Genomic DNA, 20774 nt, shown 5'->3' with positions numbered 1-20774 from the left:
GCGTTAAAATAATAAAGGTTTGATAGGAAAAAAATCGGCTGATGCCTCGTATTTCTAGAGGTCAGAGAGTTAAAGTCAGATTGGCGGAACCCTGCGAGCGAATGCCGGTATTGAAAACGTCGTCCAACATTTAAATTTCATAAGCTTTAAAAACCGGTTGCTCCCCTTGCTTTTCAAAAACCAAATACTGGAAGTCAGTTAAGAGAAGTCAGCGAGGCTGCGAATTTCTTCTCATGCCTTCTGCCAAAGAAAGGATTTACACACTATGAACAAAAAACGTATGAGAGAATACACTCAAGTTATCATCGGTGCCACACTAGTCGCATTATCCTATAACTTGTTCTTGTTGCCATCCAAGCTTGCCGCTGGTGGCATATCCGGGGTCAGTACGATTCTGTTTGAATTATATGCATTAAGTCCGGCATTGACACAGTTTCTGATTAACCTCCCCATTTTTGTCATTGGCTGGATAACGCTAGGAAAAGATTTCAGCTGGAAAGCATTGCTCGGTACTTTTTGGGTACCGTTTATGATCTATCTGACAGCTGATTTTCCGTATACTGTATCAAACCCGATTTTGGGTGCTATTTATGGCGGGATCATTCTCGGTGTTGGGCTTGGAACAGTTTACAAAGGACGCGGATCAACCGGCGGAACAGCATCCATCGCTCAAGTCGTCAAAAAGTTCACCGGTCTCTCAAGTGGTTACTCCCAGCTGATTGTTGACGGGGTTGTGGTGATTTCATCGATTATCGTATTCAATCTGGAACTGACCCTGTTTGCCCTCATATGTATTTATATTACGAGCAAGACAATTGATATCGTTCAGCTACGCACTTCAGCGTCTAAATTGATTATGATCATTACGGAAAACGAAGAAAAAATCCAAGGTAAGATTAGTGACCAAATTGACCGCGGATTGACAAAAGTCCGGACCATCGGCGGTTATACCAACCAGGACAAAACCATGATCCTCTGTGTGGCTGACCAGCAAGAAGCAGTATGGCTTAAACGCATTCTGCAAGACGAAGAACCAACAACGTTTGTGGTGTTTATTAATGCCTCCGAAGTACTGGGGCGGGGATTCACTCTTGACAAATATTATGGACAAAACTTTTAATCACCTCCCGTTCAACAGAAATCGGCGTCATGCCGGTTTCTTCTTTTTTTGTCTTCCATTGATGTTGTGATTGTTCCGCTAATTCTTCCGGTTAATGTCATGTATTATGATGAATCATATCTTAAGCAAATTAAATTTCATCCAAATCGTAATCATTCCTATTTACAAATCGTAATCGTTACGATAATATAAAACTATCTTATTGGAAAGGACTTGGGGATATGAGAATTTACCGGGTAATGATATTATTATTGATTGCTGGAATCTTCACAGTGGGGTGTACTCAAACCAAAACTGAAACAGACACGAATACTGATTTAACGATATATACATCGATCTACCCGATTCAATACGCTGTTGAGCAAATTGGCGGCGATTCTGTTGACGTTGAGTCTGTTTATCCGCCTGGTGTTGATGCACACACTTATGAACCGTCATCCAAGGAAATGACAGCCATTGCAGAGGGAGATACATTTATTTACCTTGGAGCCGGAATGGAAGGTTTTGCAGAAACCGCTGCTCAAGCATTGGATTCACAAGATACTGCATTAATTGAAATAGGGGCGGATGAAGCGCTGTTTCATGAGGATACAGGCGCCCACAATTCTGGGAACGAAGAAAAGCACGAGGAGCATCATCACGGGCAGGCAGAAAGTGAAGCACATCATCACGACCAAAATCCGCACATTTGGCTTGACCCGGAACGGATGATTGACATGGCTAGCACAATCAAGGATGAGCTGATTGCGTTAAATCCGGAAAGCTCTGAACAATATACCGAAAATTTCAATGCCCTTAAAGACGATTTGCTGGCACTGGATCACCAATTCCGGGAAACACTGGAATCCAAAGAAAATAAGAAAATACTCGTTTCCCATGCTGCATACGGTTATTGGGAAGAACGATACGACATTGAACAGATTGCCGTTAGCGGATTATCGTCAAACCATGAACCATCACAAAAAGAACTGACCACTATCATGGATCAAGCAGAAGAACACAATTTGGATTATATTCTTTTTGAACAAAACAGTTCTGACCGTGTTTCAGAAATCATCCAAGACCAAATCGGCGCCAAAAGCTTACAAATTCATAATCTATCCGTTTTAACAGAAGCTGATATCAAGAACGGAGAAGATTACCTGTCGTTAATGAAGCACAACCTGGAAGTACTCGACCAAGCAACTGAGTAGTAGGAGGCATAGAACAATGAATGATCCAGTTGTTTCGATGAAAAATATTCATTACGCATACGAAAAGAAAGACATCCTCCACGATATTCATTTCGAAATCCCACGAGGCGTTTTCATGGGGATGCTCGGACCAAACGGTGGAGGAAAAACAACGTTAATCAAACTTATTCTGGGCCTGTTAAAACCTGCCAATGGGTCCATTCACCTATTCGGACAGCCCATTCAAAAATTCAGAGATTGGGATAAAATTGGGTTCGTTTCACAAAAAGCCAATACATTCAATAAAGGCTTCCCGGCTACTGTCTATGAGGTTGTATCAATGGGTTTAACAGGAAAAATCGGTTATTTAAAATTTTTTACGACGAAACATAAAAACAAAGTGCTGCACGCCATTGAACAAGTCGGCATGAGCGATTACGCGTATGAAAATGTCGGCAGTTTGTCAGGCGGCCAGCAACAGCGTGTCTTTATCGCACGCTCACTGGTAAGTGATCCGGAACTGCTGATTCTCGATGAGCCAACTGTCGGTGTTGACCAGGAAAACGTGCAACGCTTCTATGACCTGCTCCATCAACTGAATGATGAGCACCATATCACATTGTTGCTTGTCACACATGATACCGGTACGATGACAGAGCATGCGACAGACATCGTTTGCTTGAATCAGACATTACATTTTCACGGCGATCCTGATGAATACAACACATTAACAAATCAAGATCTATCGAAGTTTTATGGTCATCCGGTCAATATCGTAACACATGACCATTAACGTTGGAGGAAAACATTATGCTGACAGATTTTTTGGAATATGACTTTTTACGACATACATTTTTAACCGGCCTTTTAATCGGCATCATCGCACCACTTCTCGGGACGTTCATCGTTGTCCGGCGTTTGTCGCTGATTGCTGATGCCTTATCACATGTCACCCTGGCTGGGATTGCATTCGGCCTGTTTGTGGATAAAAAATTTTCTCTCGGTATTGCGCCGCTATACAGTGGAATGGGCTTTTCCGTGTTGGGGTCCATTTTCATTGAAAAACTTCGGGGTGTCTATCAGGCCTATCAGGAGCTGGCCATCCCGATCATACTATCGGGTGGGGTCGGGTTGAGCGTCATTTTCATTGCATTGGCAGACGGCTTCAATACGGAACTGTTCAACTATTTATTCGGTTCTGTTTCTGCCGTCAGCCGAACAGATTTTTATACGATTGTTGGAATTGCTGTCGTTATCGTGTTTATCATCGGGCTGTTTTACAAAGAACTGGTGACCTTATCATTTGATGAGGAGCATGCGATTGTTTCAGGCATTCATGCGAAACGGATTCATCTATTGTTCATTGTCATGACCGCTCTTGTGATTGCTGCTTCGATTCGCGTTGTTGGGGTACTGCTCGTATCCGCCCTGATGACATTGCCGGTTGCAGCAAGCATGCGGATTGCCCGCGGATTTAAACAAATGGTCATCTATTCGATTGTATTTGGTGAATCAGCTGTTATTATAGGGTTAATATCAGGCTATTATTTCAGTATTCCACCTGGAGGCACGATCGTTGTTGTTTCCATTTTAATCCTACTTCTCGCTATCGGAAGCAAACGTTTTTCATCCACTTCTCGGAAAAGGAGGCTCGCATATGGAACTGAAGGAAGCCATTCAGGAAATTAAAAAACAGGGTTATAAAACCACTGCTAAACGACAGGATATGCTTCAATTTTTCGCCGAAGCTGACGGGTACCGAACAGCCAAAGACCTGATTAACCATTTGGAGCCCACATATGAAGGCATTAGTTTTGATACGGTTTACCGTAATCTTCATTTATTTGATGACGTCGGAGTGCTGGAGACGACGGAATTAAATGGGGAAAAACACTTCCGTCTCAGCTGCAGCCATCATCATCACCACCATTTTATTTGCAAAGATTGCGGGAAAACAAAAGAAATCGACGTGTGCCCGATGGATGAAGTACATCAATCTTTGGGCAATTACGCCATTGAAGGACACAAGTTTGAGATATACGGTTTATGCCCTGTATGTCAGGCAACCTAAAACAAGGCTCCTAAAATGGCGCCTTGTTCTAGGTTATGATTCTTTAAACTGCTATCACTTTTGATTTGTCATGGTCCAATTGATTTTTCTAGATCAGTTCCGTCACAGGCTTGCTTATATTAAAACGTCAACTAAACGATTATGTCATGAGTTTCAGACCAACAGCTGCCGCAATAACCATGCTGATGAATATAATACGACGCCAATCAGCCGATTCGTTGAAAAAAATCATTCCCGCAACCGCGCTGCCGGCTGTACCGATTCCTGTCCACACCGCATAAGCCGTTCCCATTGGGAGATTTTCCATCGCCAGCGTTAAAAAGATAAAGCTGAACACAAACCCGCCAATCAACCATGTGAATGCGAAAAGGCTTTTTTCCTGATTCACTTTATTAATGCCCATCACACCTAATATTTCGCCAATCCCGGCAATGACTAAATAAATCCAGCTCATGATTCCCGTTCACCTGCCTGTTCATCTGTCACCATTTTCAATCCGATGACACCGCCCAATAAAATTAAAATAAGAATAATTTTGAGCAGTTGGAATGGCTCCCCGAATACAACAATCTCCAATATGACGGTCCCTGCTGTTCCCATACCGGCAAATACAGCATAAGCCGTCCCAACCGGAAGCTTATGGGTAGCATACACCAGCAAATGCATACTGAGATAAATCGCTGCAGCAGTCAAAATCCATGTCACCGCACTGTCAGCATGTTTTAAACCGACAACCCAGCCAATTTCAAAAAGGCCGGCCAAAAATAGGATATTCCAGCTTTTATTCATGTTCATCACCTCAAAATACTGCCTCGTAAATGGCGTCCTATGACAGCAAAAAAAGCCGGGAAGATATCTTCAACTAGATATCCTCCCGGGCTTTTGTCCCGCCGTGTACACATTTCGTGCGTTTTCTCTCGGACCAGACCAGTATGGACTGCGGAACCCTAGAAAACTTTAGAATCATGAATAGTATAGATGAAATGCCCGCCTTCAGTCAAACCATATCATTTCAGTTGCCACAACGGGGAAACATGCACCCGACTGCTTTTGCAATATAATCTACATGGATAATGTGAATGAATCATTCATATGAATGAATAGGACAAGTTATATGGTGTGTGATATGTTTGCTGCAAAAAATGGTATCGATCATAATCGGGAGTGCCCTAATTGCCATTGGGATAAACCTTTTCGCTATTCCAAATCACCTTGTTGATGGCGGCATTATCGGGCTAGGTCTGATTTCCAACTATACACTCGGTCTGCAGCCGGGCTTAACGGTTATTGTGTTAAACCTGCCTTTATACACTTATGCCTGGTTTCATTTCCGTTCTTATTTTTATAATGGTGTACACGGTGTATTGGCTTCAGCATTCTTTATTGATTATTTTCATCCACTGATGTCTTTCCATACACCGCCCATCCTGATCAGTGCCATAACATGCGGGTTATTACTTGGTACCGGAATCAGCATCATGCTGCTGACAAAGGTAAGCGCTGGTGGAGGCGACTTGTTGGCACTCATGCTGACGAACGTTATACGTCTTAATGTCGGGGTTATCATTATGATCATTGACGGTTTCGTGATTCTGCTCGGCTGGGTGGTTATCCAGGAAACAACACTCATTTATTCCGGTCTGATGGTTGGCATGACCGGTCTAACTATATTTACCATTACGCAGCTTTTTTCCACGTCAAAACAGCTGGAAGGTTAACAGCCTCCCAGCTGTTTGTCATGTCTTACAGAAAGTCAGCTAACTTGCCAATTTCCGCCAACCTTCTCGTGCCTGCAGTTTGGCGCTGGCGACTGATGTGGCGTATATGGCTGAACTTTCATTAAGGCCTCCGAAACAAGATTTAATCATCTTTTTTCGGTAGGGGTTCCTTCTTCACCATTCGTATAAACGCCACGACAATCAGCAGTAGAATAATCGTAAATGGTAATGCAGACGTAAGCGAAGCGGTCTGCAATGCATTCAATCCGCCGGCAAACAAAAGCACCACGGCAATCGCCGTAATCAGGATACCCCAGATAACTTTGACCGTTAACGCTGGGTTCAGACTGCCTCTGGAGGTCATACTTCCCAATATATAAGTTGCTGAATCGGCTGATGTGACCAGAAATGTGAAGATCAGAAAAATGGCCAGAATAGACAGGACGTTTGTAAATGGTAAATCACCAAATGTTTCAAACAATGCAACAGTCATGTCGGCATTTACCGCTTCTGCGATTTGTGTTCCATTAAACAAATCACTGTATATCGCCGTCCCACCAAATGCAGCGATCCATAAACAGGCAATCACCGGGGGTACAACCAACACCCCAAATACGAATTCACGGATTGTCCTGCCTCTCGATACGCGGGCAACGAAAGCGCCGACAAATGGTGACCAGGCAGTAGACCATGCCCAATAAAAGACAGTCCACTCGGTTACCCATGACTCGCCCGAATAAGGCGTTAGACGTAAACTGTAGTGCACAAAATTCGTTATGTAGTCACCTAAACCTAACACAAATGTGTCCAAAATAAATACGGTCGGTCCCGCCAAAAAGACAAACACGAGCAAAAACAGACATAAGCCCAGATTCAAATTACTCAACCATTTTATCCCTCTATTCAGACCGGTACTGGACGAAAGCAGGTAAGTCACCAGCATGACACCTGCGATAGCCATTTGGATCCAGATAGAATTCGGCACAGCAAAAACACTTTTTAAACCGCCATTCATTTGGGAAATGCCCAGTCCGAGTGACGTTGCCACCCCCATGACTGTCGCAATAACGGCGAGTGTATCAATCGTTCCACCTAAAGCTCTGTTTTGCCCGACAACCGGTGCAATCGCTGTCGAAATCAACCCTTTTTCGTCTTTCTTAAATTGCAGAAAAGCAATAATCAAACCAACGACAGCAAATACAGACCATTGGCTCACACCCCAGTGGAAAAAGGCATAGCCCATGGCCACGCGGGCGGACTCTTCCGTCTGTGCCTCCAACTCATTGAATGGTGTTGTGAAAAAGTGACTCATCGGTTCCGCCACACCCCAGAATACCAGCCCAGCACCAAATCCGGCTGAAAACAGCATGCCAATCCAAGTAAAGAATGGATATTCGGGACGCGACCCCTTTGGCCCAAGTCGGATATTGCCATATTTCGTGATTGAAAGCACTGCAAGAAATAAAACAAAAATAAATACTGCCAGCAGGTAAAACCAACCGAAGTTGATGGTCGTAAAACTGAATAATGTATCGGCTGTATTCTGAAATGCATCTGTGAAAATGGCCCCGGTTAATACAAGTAATGCGACGATGATGGCCGATACAAAAAATACCGGATTTTTGTATGTATGTTTTTCCATAACAAATCCTTTCTTTTTCAGGCTAAGGGTGTGCATGACGAATATGGCTCAGCACGTGGTCTACCCTCTGAACATAGTCGTTCACTGTCATAGCCTGTATTATCTTCTAAACCCTTAAGAAAATAGTGGAAAAGCCATGTTTTTCATTATACATTTTCTACTGGTAATTTTCGATCGATATGTCGTTATTATTTGCCATTCGGTTCCATTTTACTATGTAAAGGAAATGTTGTCTGTGAGGCTAAACGCCAGCTGTGTTAATTGATCGATCAATAAAAAACAAAAAAGATCTGCCCCAAAAGGCAGATCCTTCACATATTATTGCACACGGCGTACATGGCCACTGAAGTTCTTGCTCCAATACGTGCTGTTCATGTCAGCAACATCAACCCCGGTACTGCTTTGAGCACCCAGGAACTTGTTATCGCCAAGGTAAATGCCGACATGGCCGTTTGTTTTGTACGTGTCAAAGAACACAAGGTCTCCCGGTTGCGCATTGCTGAGGGAAACTTTTGACCCAACACTTTGCAGCGCTGACGTGCTGGACGGAATGGATACACCGGCTTGTCCAAATGCCCACGACACGAAACCAGAGCAATCAAAACCGCCAGGGCCTTTTCCAGCCGTTACATATGGAGTTCCCGTCTGTGTAAACCCTGCGTCGATAGCAGAGCTATACTGACCGCTCCCTTTATCGGTGTTATCGCTCAACTGTTTCAAATCACCATCGTCAGACGAATCAGCTGAAGATGAATTTGATGATGAAGCTGATGCAACAGCATTGGAATTATCGGACGAACCACCATTGGACTGATCCCTGCGCTCGCTGAGTTCCTCCTCGATAGAAGCGAGACTGCTGTCTTTATCTTCCAGTTCAGCTTTCATGTCGTTTAAATTCTGTTTTTTCTTTTTCAATTCTTCCTTATCGGCTTCATTTTGTTCTTTTTGCGCGACAATCGTTTCATTCATACCTTCCAGTTCCACTTTCATATCCTGAAGCCCGGACAGTTTATCCTGCCTGTCATCTTTTTTCTCCTGTAATTCAGCTTTATCCGCTTCCTGCTGCTCCATCAGCTTTTTATCCGAATCGGCAATTTTGGAAACAGCGGACATACGGCTAATCATATTACTGAAACTTTTCGATCCAAAGATAACTTCAAGATAGCTGATGTTCCCGCCGTTTTCCTGTAGGGATACAATCCGCTCTTTCAAAACCTCTTTCCGTTCGACGATTTTTTCTTCAAGAACTTGAACGTCCTCTTCAATTCCGGCTACTTCATCTTCTGTTTGTGTTATTTCTTCTTCCGTTTCGTTCATTTTCTGTTTATTTTTATCAAGTGCTTCATTGGTTGAATCAACTTTTTCATTCAATTCTTCCAGTTCAGCCATGACATCAGCAATTTCGGCTTCTGCATCAGACAGATTGTTCTGTACCTGAGCCCGTTCTTCCTGCACATCCTGCATCTGTTCCGCGTGAACTGTATCAGTCAAACACACGCTGCCAACCAACACGGCACCAGCCGTAATAGCTGTTCCAATTACTTTTTTCACTTTCTCTTCCCCCATTCTCATATCTGCAAAACGTTTATGTATACCTAAAAAGTTCTACGGTCGTCTATTTTGTCTATTATGTCCTTAATAGTTTTAGGCAATTCGAATTATATCATCAAAAAATGACATGCGTGTAATAGAGAGATTACAATTGTATTTCAAATGAAAAAATCCACCCATATTAAGGATGGATTTTTCATAGGTTCATAGGATGGGTTACCGTACAAATTGTGCTGTTTCCGTCGAGCCTTCAAGTGCTCCGGTAGAAGATGTGCCCCCTGAAATAACCTGGGCGACCTCATCGAAATAACCCGTGCCGACTTCACGTTGATGACGGGTGGCACTATACCCGTACGTCTCACTGGCAAACTCCTGCTGCTGTAATTCGGAGTATGCAGCCATCCCTTCTGTCTTATATTTTCTGGCCAAATCAAACATACTGTAGTTCAAAGCGTGAAAGCCGGCCAATGTAACAAATTGGAATTTATAACCCATTTTGCCGAGTTCTTTTTGAAAATTGGCCATTTCTTGCTCTGACAGTTTCCGTTTCCAGTTAAATGACGGCGAACAGTTATAAGCAAGCAGTTTATCCGGGTATTTTCTATGGATAGCCTCGGCAAAACGCTGTGCTTCCTGCAAATCAGGTTCGGATGTCTCACACCAGACCATATCAGCATATGGTGCGTAAGCAAGACCACGGGCAATCGCCTGGTCGAGCCCTGCGTTTGTCCGGAAAAAGCCTTCCGTTGTCCGCTCACTTGTTAAAAACGGTGCATCATATGGATCAAGATCGCTCGTAATCATATCGGCCGCATTGGCATCTGTTCGGGCGATAATGAGTGTTGACGTTCCCATGACATCCGCAGCCAGCCGCGCCGAAATTAGATTCCGTACAGCTGTCTGTGTCGGCAGTAACACTTTTCCACCCAGATGGCCGCATTTCTTTTCCGATGACAGCTGATCCTCAAAGTGTACAGCTGATGCGCCGGCTTCAATCATGGCTTTCATTAACTCAAAAACATTCAGCTGGCCGCCAAACCCCGCCTCAGCATCAGCGACAATAGGAGCAAACCAGTCAAAGGCATCGTCACCTTCAGCATGGTGGATTTGATCAGCACGCTGCAACGCCTGATTTATCCGTTTGACAACATTTGGAACACTGTTTGCCGGGTAAAGACTCTGATCCGGATACATCTGTCCAGCCAGATTATTATCAGCCGCCACCTGCCAGCCGCTTAAATAGATTGCCTTCAAACCAGCATTGACCTGTTGTACTGCCTGATTACCCGTCAATGCCCCAAGCGCATGCACATAGTCTTCATGATTGACAAGGTTCCATAATTTTTCGGCTCCCTTTTTGGCAAGCGTATGCTCGATATCAATCGATCCACGCAACCGGTCAACATCTTCTGCTGAATATGGGCGTTCAACATCTCGCCATCTCAAATCATTTTCCCATTCATTTTCAATTTTTTCGATTCGTGTTTTTCGGTCCATTATCCGTCCCTCCTCTTAATACATGCGATCCTTCTGTTACCTGCAATAGTTTTGTTATACAACAATAAATTAATGTACATTTTGTTATATAACAACTCGGCCAAAAAAATTTACTCTTCCCGCTTTGACAAACAGTAATCACATTCCAGTGTATAACTGTGCTGATCAATTCGTTCACCACATTCCGGACATGTCGGAAATGACAATGTAAAAAGCCCCCTTCCTTTTATATAACAATTTGTGTGATATTTTATTGTTATAATACAGTTTATGGGGTTAAATAAGAAATTGCAACCCTTTTTTCGGCATTTCCATAAAAAAATTTGCAAATGAGCGACAGACTTGGAAAAATGGAATGTGTCAGACATAAGAGCGGAGATGAAGTGGATGAAACGTTTTAAATTAGTGGGGAGCCGTGTCGTTAAAACCGGCGTGGCAATTTTTATAACAGCATGGATTTGTGTGTTATTAAATTGGCCGCCTGTTTTCGCAGTGATTACAGCTATCGTCACGATCGAACCCACGGTGTCGGATTCAATTAAAAAAGGCATCGTCAGGTTTCCGGCATCAGCCATCGGTTCAGCGTACGCGGTCCTGTTCATATCGCTTTTTGGCAATTCGCCGCTTACATATACACTGGCGGCTGTCTTCACGATAACGACATGCTTTCGGCTAAAATTGCATGCCGGGCTGGTTGTTGCCACGTTGACATCTGTCGCAATGGTTGAAGTCATTCACACCAATGTGCTCATTTCGTTTTTCATCCGGCTGGGAACGACAACGATAGGGCTTGTTGTTTCAACAGCGGTCAATTTGTTTGTACTGCCGCCGGATTATACGAAAGAAATCAGCAAAAAACTGCAGGCTGTAGCGAATAAAATCGGCGTCACCATTGAAAAGTCATTCCAGGATATTTTCCGTGACGGGCATCGGGATAATGAAATCGAACAGGAACGTGACGATCAACTGGCTAAAATGATTCGGCGGGCAGAAATATTGATCCAATTTCAAAAAGAGGAGACCAAATATCATCCGCTGGTTGGCAGTGAGAAAACACAATTTCGGGACCTGCAGAACCAACTTCTTCGTTTACAGCAGATTCATTATCATATTGGCAATTTGAATTACTCGCTGTTCAAGACCACAAAACTGTCTGCAACTGAGCGGGCCGTCATACTAAATGCTGTCTCTGATTTGGCACAATCTCTTAAACAGCCGGATACGTACGAGGAGCAGAAACATAACCGGCATCTGAACCAATTAACGGATATTTTTTGGGCAGACAATGAAGAAATCATCGAAAACCAGCAGCATCCAAATCGCTTCCCACCTGATCTGATTATTTTATATGAACTCGTGTCCATCTATAACTTGGTTGGAAGGTATTATAAAAAGCCGCACTCGATGGCGGCTTTTTCAACAAATAAGAAAGAATAAAATGTTGGATGACGTTTTCAATACCGAAATCGGCTAACTCGCCGATTTCTTCCAATCCGACTTCTGACCTCTGGCATCCGAAAAGACGCGTCAGCGTTTTTTTCTTATGTACGCCACGTTTCAACTGGGCGTCAATAGTTCATCAGCAAGCAATTCATACGACTTCTTCCGCGCTTCGTAGCTGTGGGTAATCGTGACGATCATCCATTCATCCGCGTGATAGGCCGACTGTAACAGCTTAAGCTGCTGTCCCACTTCATATGGATTTCCGATAATCGCCTTGTTCTTCATACGGTGTACCCTCTCTTTTTCGTCATCCGAAAACGTATAATTTTTTGCCTCTGCAACAGTTGGAACCGTTCCGTTGCCCTCTCCTTTATCGCGCTGGATCGACCATAAATGATTGCTCAGGGCAAGATCCCATGCTTCTGCGGTCGTTTCCGCACATACGACAGAAACAGTCCCTATTACTTCCGGTGTTTTGTCCGGATGCTGTTCAGTAAACCTGTCCTTATAGGTTTTGATAATGGATGGTCCGTCCTGATCACTCATGAAGTGGCCGAATGTATACGGAAGTCCTTTTTCTGCAGCAGCGATCGCACTCTTCTCACTTGTCCCGAGCATCCAAGGCTTAGGAGGCAATGTCGGGACAGGTGTCGGCTTAATCCTGGCGTACATGTCATCCGCAGCAAAATCAAGGTACAGAAACTTCAGCAATTCATCAATCTTCTCAGGGATTTGCCGGACATTTTCCAGAAAATTGCCTGACAATGCCATCGATGCCTCGGCAGATCCCCCTGGGGCCCGGCCAATGCCTAAATCAATTCGCCCTGGGAATAATGTTGCCAAAAGATTATATGTCTCTGCTACCCTGTATGGCTTATAATGTGGCAAAAGGACGGCCCCGGCACCAATCCGGATACGCTCTGTCTGCGACCCAATCATGCCAAGCATCACATCGGGATTGGGACAGGCGAGACCACGCATGTCATGATGCTCAGCGATCCAATAGCGCGTATAACCCCATTTATCGGCCAGACCGGCCAGCTCTGCTGAAGCATTCAAAGCTTCCTGCGGCGTTTTACCAGCTGCGATGGGTGACTGGTCCAGTATGCTTAGTTTCAATTGGTATGCCTTCTTTCTGTTGTTTTTTTACGAATCCTGATCATTTATCATATCGTCGACCAACTTCTCGGCAGCCCTGCGATAGTAATTGCTCATATTTGTAAACATGGCAATCAGCAACAGCTGTTCAAGATAGGTTTTGTCCGAATCATCATGGGTTTGGATTGCCTGATTGACCTCCTGCTGCTGAACCTGTATTTCGTCTGTAAATGTTTCCGTACTCTTTTCAATCAGCTGCAGATAACGCTGATAAAGCGCCGGTAATTCAAATTCGTCATGCGACACTTTTTCATTCAGCCTGTCTAACGTCGTCTTCACGTCATTAATCGATAACGCGCCTTTCATTTGATAAATCATACTAATAAGAATCAGGTGTTCTTTGGTGTATTTTTTGTTTTCAACCGGGAAAAATAATTTCCCCTTGGCATAATTATTGATCATTGTTTTGGTGAGGACTTTTTCGTCCGCATGACGTTTTGTGTCGGCAAATTTACGTTCGAACAATTGAATGACCTGATCCATGTACAAGTTTAAATCCGGTATGTCTTCCAGTGACAACTGACGGTTTAAGTGGAGACTCCCAGCTAATTCTTCCATATTTTTCATCGCAAAAACCTCACCTGTGTTTAAGTTTGTCTATGTTGATTATACGGCAGGAATTTTTTAAAGTAAACGATTGACGACTTAATGATATACCTATATGATGATTATATAGTTTTTAAAACTACTTAAGATTGTGAGGATGTTGAGTATATGCCTTTTCCGATTCGCGAACCCATTAACGGTCTGACCCATTTGGCCGGTGCTGTTTTATCACTGGCGGGATTGATTGCCTTAATTATCAAAGCTGCTATGACGGCAGAGTCTGCCCTTGCCTTGATGGCTGTCACGATATTCGGCGTCAGCATGATTCTGTTATACAGTGCTTCGGCCACATATCATATGGTCATAGCAAAGGATCATGTCATTGCTTTTTTACGGCGGATTGATCATTCGATGATTTTTGTCCTGATAGCCGGCACCTATACACCGCTTTGTCTGATCAGCCTGGGTGGTGTGACAGGATGGGTGCTGTTCGCAGTCGTTAACAGTTTGGCTTTAGCTGGGGTTGTTTTTAAACTGGTTTGGTTTCATGCACCAAGATGGCTGTCGACCGCATTATATATCGCGATGGGCTGGCTTATTATTTTCTTCAGTTCAACGCTTTTGCCTATTATCGGCGGCGACGGCATGCTTATGCTCATAATTGGCGGCATATTTTATACGATCGGGGCATTTATTTACTGGCTGAAACCATCTATCTTGTCATTTAAACATATGGGCTTCCATGAGATTTTCCATATATTTATTTTGTTCGGCAGTCTGTTTCATTTTATTTGTGTTTATGGCTATGTTCTTTAAGCTATTAATGTCGAGCTGACAGCCGATATCATGTGCCTTGGCCAGCCCTACCAGGTTTTGGCACAATCCGTAATGAAAGGGACCACTTGCATCTATTGGCATCCGTTTCATTCAAGAAAGCTCGCTAAACGATCGTCAATCAACCGAACGTCTTCATCACTTAAGCCAAATGCAGCCGCTGCATACTGATCAATTTGTTCATTTAACTGTTTTTCTTTTTGAATTAACTTGCCCATTGGCTGCAACTTCTCGCTTTTCTGACGCTGGACATGCAGCATTTGATCCACCGCTTTCGATAGCCGCTTCATTTCCGATTCTGACACATCAGGAATCGGAAACATCTTTAAATCTTTTACTTTAAATTGCGGAAATGTTCGTCGCTGGAACTTATCAAATTTATGGATGAACCAGAATGTGGTAATCTTTGAATTCAAGACACCGAGCAAGAACAGCGGATCTTTTTGGAAGTCAATAATGTTGTTGGCATTCCGGTCATTTAACATTTCCTTTTCAGCGTAAGCCGCGCTGATAGCATACATTGACTTTGCAGGGATCTGCCGGACTAAAATGCGAGGTAACGTGAACAGCGCCTCATGTCGTCTGGCTGCTAGATTCGGACCATACTTCAGCCAGGTGCCATGCCAGTCAAGCGAATAACGGCGGACATCTTTTCCTTCCAGATACATCCAATATGTTTCATCCAATGGCCGGGCACTGTGATATATCCTGTTTTCTTTCATGTTCCTCGTCTGTGCCGGATTTCCCCGCCCGACTTCATAAGCAAGCAAACCTGATTTCACTGTTGCAACCGATGCCAATTTGAAATGACCTGCTTCAATTCGATTCATAACCTCGTGAACCCGTTCATTTTTCATGAGCGATATATTGATGATGCTTTGTTCATTCAGCAGCTGTTCCGGTTCAACTTCCGCCACGATTTCCAGCCGTTCATTGATATATTCACCCAGTTTGACAGTTGTCGGCGCCGTTTTTTGGAAAATAAGTAAACACGTATCAATAGCCGCATCCGCAAACATGCGACCATGCATATTGATAATCTTTAGATTGCCGGTATGCTGCAGCAGAAAACGACGCATTTTCCGGCATGAATCAATTGTCAGCCAGTTGTTGGGAACAATAAAACCAAGCCAACCGCCTTCTTTCAATAATTCGTAGGAACGTTCAATGAATAGTAAATAGGTATTGAGCTGATAGGCTGACAAATGATAACGGCTTTTGAAATAGCTTTTCTCCTTCTGTATGAGTCCCTCATCCCTAGTAAAAACATATGGTGGATTGGCGATAATGATATCAAACCCACCGTCATTCATAATGGCCGGAAACGCTTCATGCCAGTTAAAAGCCTTGTCCGACACATCCGATTGATCAATGATCGAATTCCCCGTTTTCAGATTGTCTTGAAGTGAGGTCCATTCGTCATATTTATGACCGCTTTTAAGCCATAACGAAAGCCTGGCGATCCCAATACTTTCTTCATGCAAATCGACACCATACAAGTTACGATGCAGAATTTGCCAGTTGTCATGGCTGGAGGCCACTTGCCCTTCCTGAAGTTTTGCCAGTTTTTGCGTTAGCTTTTCGCGTTCCAAAACGAGCCTGTCAAACGCACTGTTAAGCAATGCACCACTGCCCGCAGCCGGGTCCAATATGGTTACCGAATTAAGTTGCTGTCGCAATTCACGGTAAAGTGTCATTTTCTGGTTAACCGTCAGCTGCATTTTTTCATAGCCGGTCGATACGGCTTCCTGAAGCGTGCCTTGACCATCTCCGGATAAACGCTTTACTATTTCTGCTCTCCTGTCTTCAATCCAGCTGTACAATGTTTCTTCCAGTAATTGTTCAGCAACACCTGAAGATGTGTAAAATATCCCGTTTTGATTTCGTATTCCACGCTCAGGTTCCGATCTGTGACCCAGCAGTTCCGTTTTTATGTATTCCATGTCATGGATGGATTGTTCAAACATATGACCCAATACGCTCACATCGAGCTCAGCTGCATAGTCATAACCAGTTAACTTCTCAATTGACGGAAAAATGGCATCCCGAACAGTCAATTGATCCAAAACATGATCTGTTGTCAGATAAGATGTTCCGGCAGCCAATTCCAAATTTTTGTGATAAAGAAAATCAAAAACACGATTCAACCGATGCCATGCTTTTGTACCGTTCGGGTCTACGGGCTGTCTGGCAGCTTGAATAGCTTCTCGGCACCCATTATGTGATAGTAAGCCATGATCTTCACAAAAACAAACCATTACAATGCGCTCAAGAACTTTCTGCGTTTTTTCCAAAATGACATATGCATTCAGATCGCTGTTTTGTGCCTGTAAATGTGCAAACAGGTCGTTCCGGACTTGCTGGTAGTCCTGATAAAACGTACGGGCAACCGCATCTGCTTTTTTGCTGTTACGCTCATTGATGACATCTGCTTTTGATCGGCCGCTGCTCGAATGGGAAAGATGTCTATGGACAGAACGCGCTATTTGATTTGTTTCATAAGTACCGAATTGGCTTTTTATATGTGTGCTATTGAATTTGTCATTTTTCATCTTGACACCCGCCAGAAAGAAATACAGACTACCTATATTATAACACAGCAGTTATTTTCTTTGGTTGTGCCGGTCATTTTAAATACAAATCCAGTCACAGTCAGGGCAAAATAAGAATCAGTTGACATCACCCATTATCCGCATTATGCTATTAATATAATTGAGAAATGTTTACCTTGGGAAACACTTAGGTACCTATCAAAAAAACATGAATTAATTGAGCAATTTTTTTCGTACCAAATCATATTCTAGTCAGTAATGAATCGATACTGATAAAAGAGAGGAGTATCAGCTGTGTTTGATTATTTTCTCGCGCTTGATCCTGTGATACAGGCAGCAATCGCCACTATCTTCACTTGGGGAATGACGGCACTGGGTGCTTCATTGGTATTTACCACAAAAAAATTTAACCAGCGACTGATGGATAGTATGCTGGGCTTTGCCGGGGGCGTTATGATTGCTGCGAGCTTTTGGTCGCTTCTTGCTCCGGCGCTGGATATGGCTGAAGGCGGAATTGTACCAGTTTGGGTCCCGGCTGCAGTTGGTTTTCTGCTTGGCGGTATCTTTTTATGGGCGGCTGATAAATTACTCCCGCACCTTCATCCAACATCATCATTTAATGAAGCAGAAGGCATCAATCCCGAGCGAAAAAAGCGCAGTACATTGCTTGTGTTGGCCATCACACTGCATAATATACCAGAAGGGCTTGCCGTGGGTGTCGCATTTGGTGCAATTGCTGCAGACTTGCCGTCAGCATCACTTGCAGGTGCTGTTGCATTGGCCATTGGTATAGGGATTCAGAACTTCCCTGAAGGGCTCGCTGTATCAATGCCGCTGCGGCGTGAGGGCATGTCACGTGGAAAAAGCTTCAACTATGGTCAGGCGTCAGGAATGGTTGAACCAATCGCCGGTATTATCGGGGCACTGTCTGTTACGGTCATTCAGCCGATTTTGCCATACGCACTCAGTTTTGCGGCCGGCGCGATGATTTTTGTTGTAGCCGAAGAGGTCATTCCAGGTTCACAAGAGAATGGTAATAAAGACCTCGCTTCCATGAGCGTCATGTTCGGATTTGCCATTATGATGATTCTCGATGTCGCACTGGGTTAACGATACGTGGGAACAATCCCCATTCGGTTTACCGGATAGCGGCAGATTTTTTCCATTATTTACAATGTTTATAAGAAAAGAAGGAACAACACATTAAATAAAAATGCGTTGTTCCTTCTTATTTTATATGAATTTATTTTACAATGAGAACTGGACAATCTGCTCGTTTAGCAACCTTGTGACTAACACTACCCAATATCATCGTTTGCAGGTTATTTAGTCCACGACTTCCAATAACAATACAATCAAAATCATTTGAATTAGCAAAGTCAACTATCGTAGGTCCCGGCTCTCCGTGCAGTATATGGACTTTAAAATCTATATCGAATTGCCGAATTTGATCCTGAACGGACTTAATCTTTTCTTTCCGTTTATGCTCAATTTCATATTTATTATCATGGTGCAAGACATCCGTTTTCGATGTTTGGCCATCGACCACATAAACGACATCAATGGTTCCATTATACTACGACTATTCCCGCCAACACTTCTCCCCGTATATTTCCAAACCATTCTTGTTTTATTTCCTGTAATTTCAATTTAGCACCTCTTAATTGTTTCATGGTGTTGTATAGTAACTTTTGTGCTAACAAAAGTCGTTTCCGTTTTTAACAAAGCAAATCATACCATAATTATTTTTGAACACAAAATGCCATGTAAACGTAGCCATTAATGATCAACTTTCATTTAATCGATATGCTATTTGAGAAAAAGTATAAAATTGTGCCCTTGTATGACAGCGATACTCACCACGAACGCGTATGAAAAAACGCTGACGCGTCTTTTCAGATGCAGAGGTCAGAAGTCAGTTTGGAAGAAATTAGCGATTTAGCCGATTTCGGGATTGAAAACGTCGTCCAACATTTTATGCTTGCTTATCTTACAAAAAGGGCAGATTATACCCCGTTTTTTCAGAAAAACAGGGATAATCCACCCTTCCAAACATTTTCATTAAGTTCGGCAGATGCGGTTGGTTCAAGACGTGCAAATGTTCACGTTGATCAGGCTTTTAATCGATAGTTTACGTTATGTTCCTTAAGTGTTTTGTCTTTACCAAACAAAAAGTGTTTTTCCATATCAGGGGCGTATTTAGAGTTTATCGTTTCAACTCCGGCAGCTTCTGCAACCTCCCGCAACATCGCTGGTGAAGCGCCACAACATAATCCAATATAGTTTATGCCAATGTCTTTGGCTTTCTTTGCCCATTCCGCTAATTCATAACGATTATGATAAAGCGGGTCTAAAGCAGTCGGAAAAGTTGTTTCTAAAGGTAAATGACAGCTGCATCCACCATCAGGTAAATTGAAAAATGTCGGATTCTCTTCCGTTGTTCGATATGGAATTGGTAACCCACCTACATAGCCATCCACATGTTTACGTATGTCAGCAAGGTATGGCTGCATTGTATCCGGGCCGCGGAAACAATTCATCCCGACAACTAACGCGCCTTTTTCGGAAAGAATTTGACACGATTCCTCTACCGTGTACCCATCCCTTAAAACACTTTCACCCATTAATCCTAATGTAATGACAGCTGGTAATCCGTGGTTTTGAATTTCTTCCAATGCTACGACTGCTTCTTCATGATAATAAAACGTTTCACCATTAATAAAATCGACGCCTTCTTCCTTGCACCATCTCACCATTTCAGAAAACATGTTTCTAACTTGCTCTTTTGACTTAGAATCTTCTGGATCAAAAATGTTCGTGTTTGATATGTTACCTGCTACCAATGCCGCTTCAATTGGATGCTCGTTTGCGACTTCTTTTGCCAGGCGTATTGCGTTCCTGTTCAGTGGTTCCAATAAATCTTCCTTGCCAATGATACGCATTTTTTCTCTATGGGCGTTGTATGTAAATGCTAACACCACATCTGAACCTGCATTCATGTAATCACGGTACGTTTGTTTAAGTGCTTCTGGATTATCCAATGCTACTTCTGGTACAAAGGATCCTGCTTGCAAATACCCTCTTCGTTCCAGTTCAAATAAATAACCTTCCCCAGCGATGACTGTTCCGTCTTTCAGCCTCTCTTCCAAGCTGCGTTTCATGCGACTCTCCTCCTTAAGATTTTTTGTGCGCCACTTGCAATTTATATGCAAAAAATAAAACCTCTTCTTGATAAAGAAGAGGTTTGGCACCATGGCTGTTTACTCTTCTTATCTCCAAGCCTTCGCTTCTGGAATTGGCACAGTACTTAAACAGCCTGTTGCCGAGGTTTCATAGGGCCAGTCCCTCCACCTCTCTGGATAAGAAAAATTTTGATATAAATGTTAACTTTAATTAACTATACACTTTTCCACATTTTCTGTCAATTGTTATTGACCGATTTCTTAGGCTTATTGTTGCTGTAATTAACT

Annotated in this window: 19 protein-coding genes and 2 riboswitches; of the genes, 9 read left to right on the top strand and 10 right to left on the bottom strand. The window is 43.2% G+C overall.

Annotated elements, in window-relative coordinates; all coding sequences use genetic code 11:
• Positions 1 to 265 precede the first annotated feature (265 nt).
• The 5 genes from ACFQ4A_RS12720 (at position 266) to ACFQ4A_RS12700 (ending at position 4363) form a co-directional block, all read left to right on the top strand.
• Positions 266 to 1120, top strand: a complete 855-nt coding sequence (locus tag ACFQ4A_RS12720) for a YitT family protein (RefSeq protein WP_382401199.1) — start codon at positions 266 to 268, stop codon at positions 1118 to 1120.
• A 221-nt stretch (positions 1121 to 1341) separates the two neighbouring features.
• On the top strand, positions 1342 to 2313 hold the full coding sequence (locus ACFQ4A_RS12715; RefSeq protein WP_382401197.1) for a metal ABC transporter solute-binding protein, Zn/Mn family: 972 nt from the start codon (positions 1342 to 1344) through the stop codon (positions 2311 to 2313).
• A gap of 16 nt (positions 2314 to 2329) precedes the next feature.
• A complete protein-coding gene (locus ACFQ4A_RS12710) occupies positions 2330 to 3085 on the top strand; it encodes a metal ABC transporter ATP-binding protein (RefSeq protein WP_382401195.1) in 756 nt (251 codons plus the stop codon).
• Between the two features lie 17 nt (positions 3086 to 3102).
• Positions 3103 to 3981 (top strand): metal ABC transporter permease, encoded by an 879-nt coding sequence (locus ACFQ4A_RS12705; RefSeq protein ID WP_382401193.1) that lies wholly within the window; start codon positions 3103 to 3105, stop codon positions 3979 to 3981.
• A complete protein-coding gene (locus tag ACFQ4A_RS12700; protein ID WP_382401191.1) occupies positions 3950 to 4363 on the top strand; it encodes a Fur family transcriptional regulator in 414 nt (137 codons plus the stop codon). Before ACFQ4A_RS12705 ends, ACFQ4A_RS12700 begins: the two co-directional genes overlap by 32 nt.
• Positions 4364 to 4502: 139 nt before the next feature.
• Here the strand turns inward: ACFQ4A_RS12700 and ACFQ4A_RS12695 are convergent, their stop codons facing one another.
• Both ACFQ4A_RS12695 and ACFQ4A_RS12690 read right to left on the bottom strand, forming a co-directional pair.
• Complete coding sequence (locus tag ACFQ4A_RS12695; protein ID WP_382401189.1) at positions 4503 to 4817, bottom strand: DMT family transporter; 315 nt, start codon at positions 4815 to 4817, stop codon at positions 4503 to 4505.
• Positions 4814 to 5152 (bottom strand): DMT family transporter, encoded by a 339-nt coding sequence (locus ACFQ4A_RS12690; RefSeq protein WP_382401187.1) that lies wholly within the window; start codon positions 5150 to 5152, stop codon positions 4814 to 4816. The genes ACFQ4A_RS12695 and ACFQ4A_RS12690 overlap by 4 nt, the downstream gene beginning before the upstream one ends.
• 80 nt (positions 5153 to 5232) lie before the next feature.
• A riboswitch (guanidine-I (ykkC/yxkD leader) is annotated at positions 5233 to 5325 on the bottom strand.
• 168 nt (positions 5326 to 5493) lie between these two features.
• Here ACFQ4A_RS12690 and ACFQ4A_RS12685 point away from each other — a divergent pair.
• The gene (locus tag ACFQ4A_RS12685) at positions 5494 to 6081 is read left to right on the top strand and encodes a YitT family protein (RefSeq protein WP_382401185.1); all 588 of its coding nucleotides are present in this window, start codon (positions 5494 to 5496) and stop codon (positions 6079 to 6081) included.
• A 142-nt stretch (positions 6082 to 6223) separates the two neighbouring features.
• On the opposite strand, the gene ACFQ4A_RS12680 is transcribed toward ACFQ4A_RS12685, so the two are convergent.
• The 3 genes from ACFQ4A_RS12680 to aceA form a co-directional block, all read right to left on the bottom strand.
• Complete coding sequence (locus tag ACFQ4A_RS12680) at positions 6224 to 7723, bottom strand: BCCT family transporter (RefSeq protein ID WP_382401183.1); 1500 nt, start codon at positions 7721 to 7723, stop codon at positions 6224 to 6226.
• Between the two features lie 318 nt (positions 7724 to 8041).
• Complete coding sequence (locus tag ACFQ4A_RS12675; protein WP_382401181.1) at positions 8042 to 9274, bottom strand: C40 family peptidase; 1233 nt, start codon at positions 9272 to 9274, stop codon at positions 8042 to 8044.
• A gap of 216 nt (positions 9275 to 9490) precedes the next feature.
• Entirely contained in the window at positions 9491 to 10771 is a 1281-nt protein-coding gene (gene aceA, locus ACFQ4A_RS12670) for an isocitrate lyase (RefSeq protein ID WP_382401179.1), read from the bottom strand.
• Between the two features lie 387 nt (positions 10772 to 11158).
• Between aceA and ACFQ4A_RS12665 the strand changes: the two genes are divergently transcribed.
• Positions 11159 to 12208, top strand: a complete 1050-nt coding sequence (locus ACFQ4A_RS12665) for an FUSC family protein (protein ID WP_382401177.1) — start codon at positions 11159 to 11161, stop codon at positions 12206 to 12208.
• A 120-nt stretch (positions 12209 to 12328) separates the two neighbouring features.
• Here ACFQ4A_RS12665 and ACFQ4A_RS12660 read toward each other — a convergent pair whose 3' ends face one another.
• Positions 12329 to 13333 (bottom strand): LLM class flavin-dependent oxidoreductase, encoded by a 1005-nt coding sequence (locus ACFQ4A_RS12660; protein ID WP_382401175.1) that lies wholly within the window; start codon positions 13331 to 13333, stop codon positions 12329 to 12331.
• Between the two features lie 27 nt (positions 13334 to 13360).
• Positions 13361 to 13939 (bottom strand): DUF1836 domain-containing protein, encoded by a 579-nt coding sequence (locus ACFQ4A_RS12655; protein ID WP_382401173.1) that lies wholly within the window; start codon positions 13937 to 13939, stop codon positions 13361 to 13363.
• Positions 13940 to 14086: 147 nt separating this feature from the next.
• Between ACFQ4A_RS12655 and trhA the strand changes: the two genes are divergently transcribed.
• Positions 14087 to 14734: a PAQR family membrane homeostasis protein TrhA gene (trhA, locus tag ACFQ4A_RS12650; protein WP_382401171.1), complete on the top strand. Its 648-nt coding sequence runs from the start codon at positions 14087 to 14089 to the stop codon at positions 14732 to 14734.
• A 107-nt stretch (positions 14735 to 14841) separates the two neighbouring features.
• On the opposite strand, the gene ACFQ4A_RS12645 is transcribed toward trhA, so the two are convergent.
• Entirely contained in the window at positions 14842 to 17304 is a 2463-nt protein-coding gene (locus tag ACFQ4A_RS12645; RefSeq protein WP_382401169.1) for an Eco57I restriction-modification methylase domain-containing protein, read from the bottom strand.
• A gap of 294 nt (positions 17305 to 17598) precedes the next feature.
• Here ACFQ4A_RS12645 and ACFQ4A_RS12640 point away from each other — a divergent pair, with 294 nt between their 5' ends.
• Positions 17599 to 18414: a ZIP family metal transporter gene (locus ACFQ4A_RS12640; RefSeq protein WP_382401167.1), complete on the top strand. Its 816-nt coding sequence runs from the start codon at positions 17599 to 17601 to the stop codon at positions 18412 to 18414.
• 133 nt (positions 18415 to 18547) lie between these two features.
• Here the strand turns inward: ACFQ4A_RS12640 and ACFQ4A_RS12635 are convergent, their stop codons facing one another.
• Positions 18548 to 18868, bottom strand: coding sequence for a universal stress protein (locus ACFQ4A_RS12635; protein ID WP_382401215.1), 321 nt, complete (start codon positions 18866 to 18868; stop codon positions 18548 to 18550).
• A gap of 547 nt (positions 18869 to 19415) precedes the next feature.
• A complete protein-coding gene (locus tag ACFQ4A_RS12630) occupies positions 19416 to 20465 on the bottom strand; it encodes a homocysteine S-methyltransferase family protein (RefSeq protein WP_382401165.1) in 1050 nt (349 codons plus the stop codon).
• Between the two features lie 105 nt (positions 20466 to 20570).
• A riboswitch (SAM riboswitch) is annotated at positions 20571 to 20670 on the bottom strand.
• Between the last annotated feature and the right edge of the window lie 104 nt (positions 20671 to 20774).

The sequence above is a fragment of the Lentibacillus salinarum genome, from assembly GCF_042679865.1.
In the GTDB taxonomy this organism is placed as follows: Bacteria; Bacillota; Bacilli; order Bacillales; family Amphibacillaceae; genus Lentibacillus; species Lentibacillus salinarum.
This window is presented reverse-complemented; position numbering and strand designations above follow the sequence as displayed.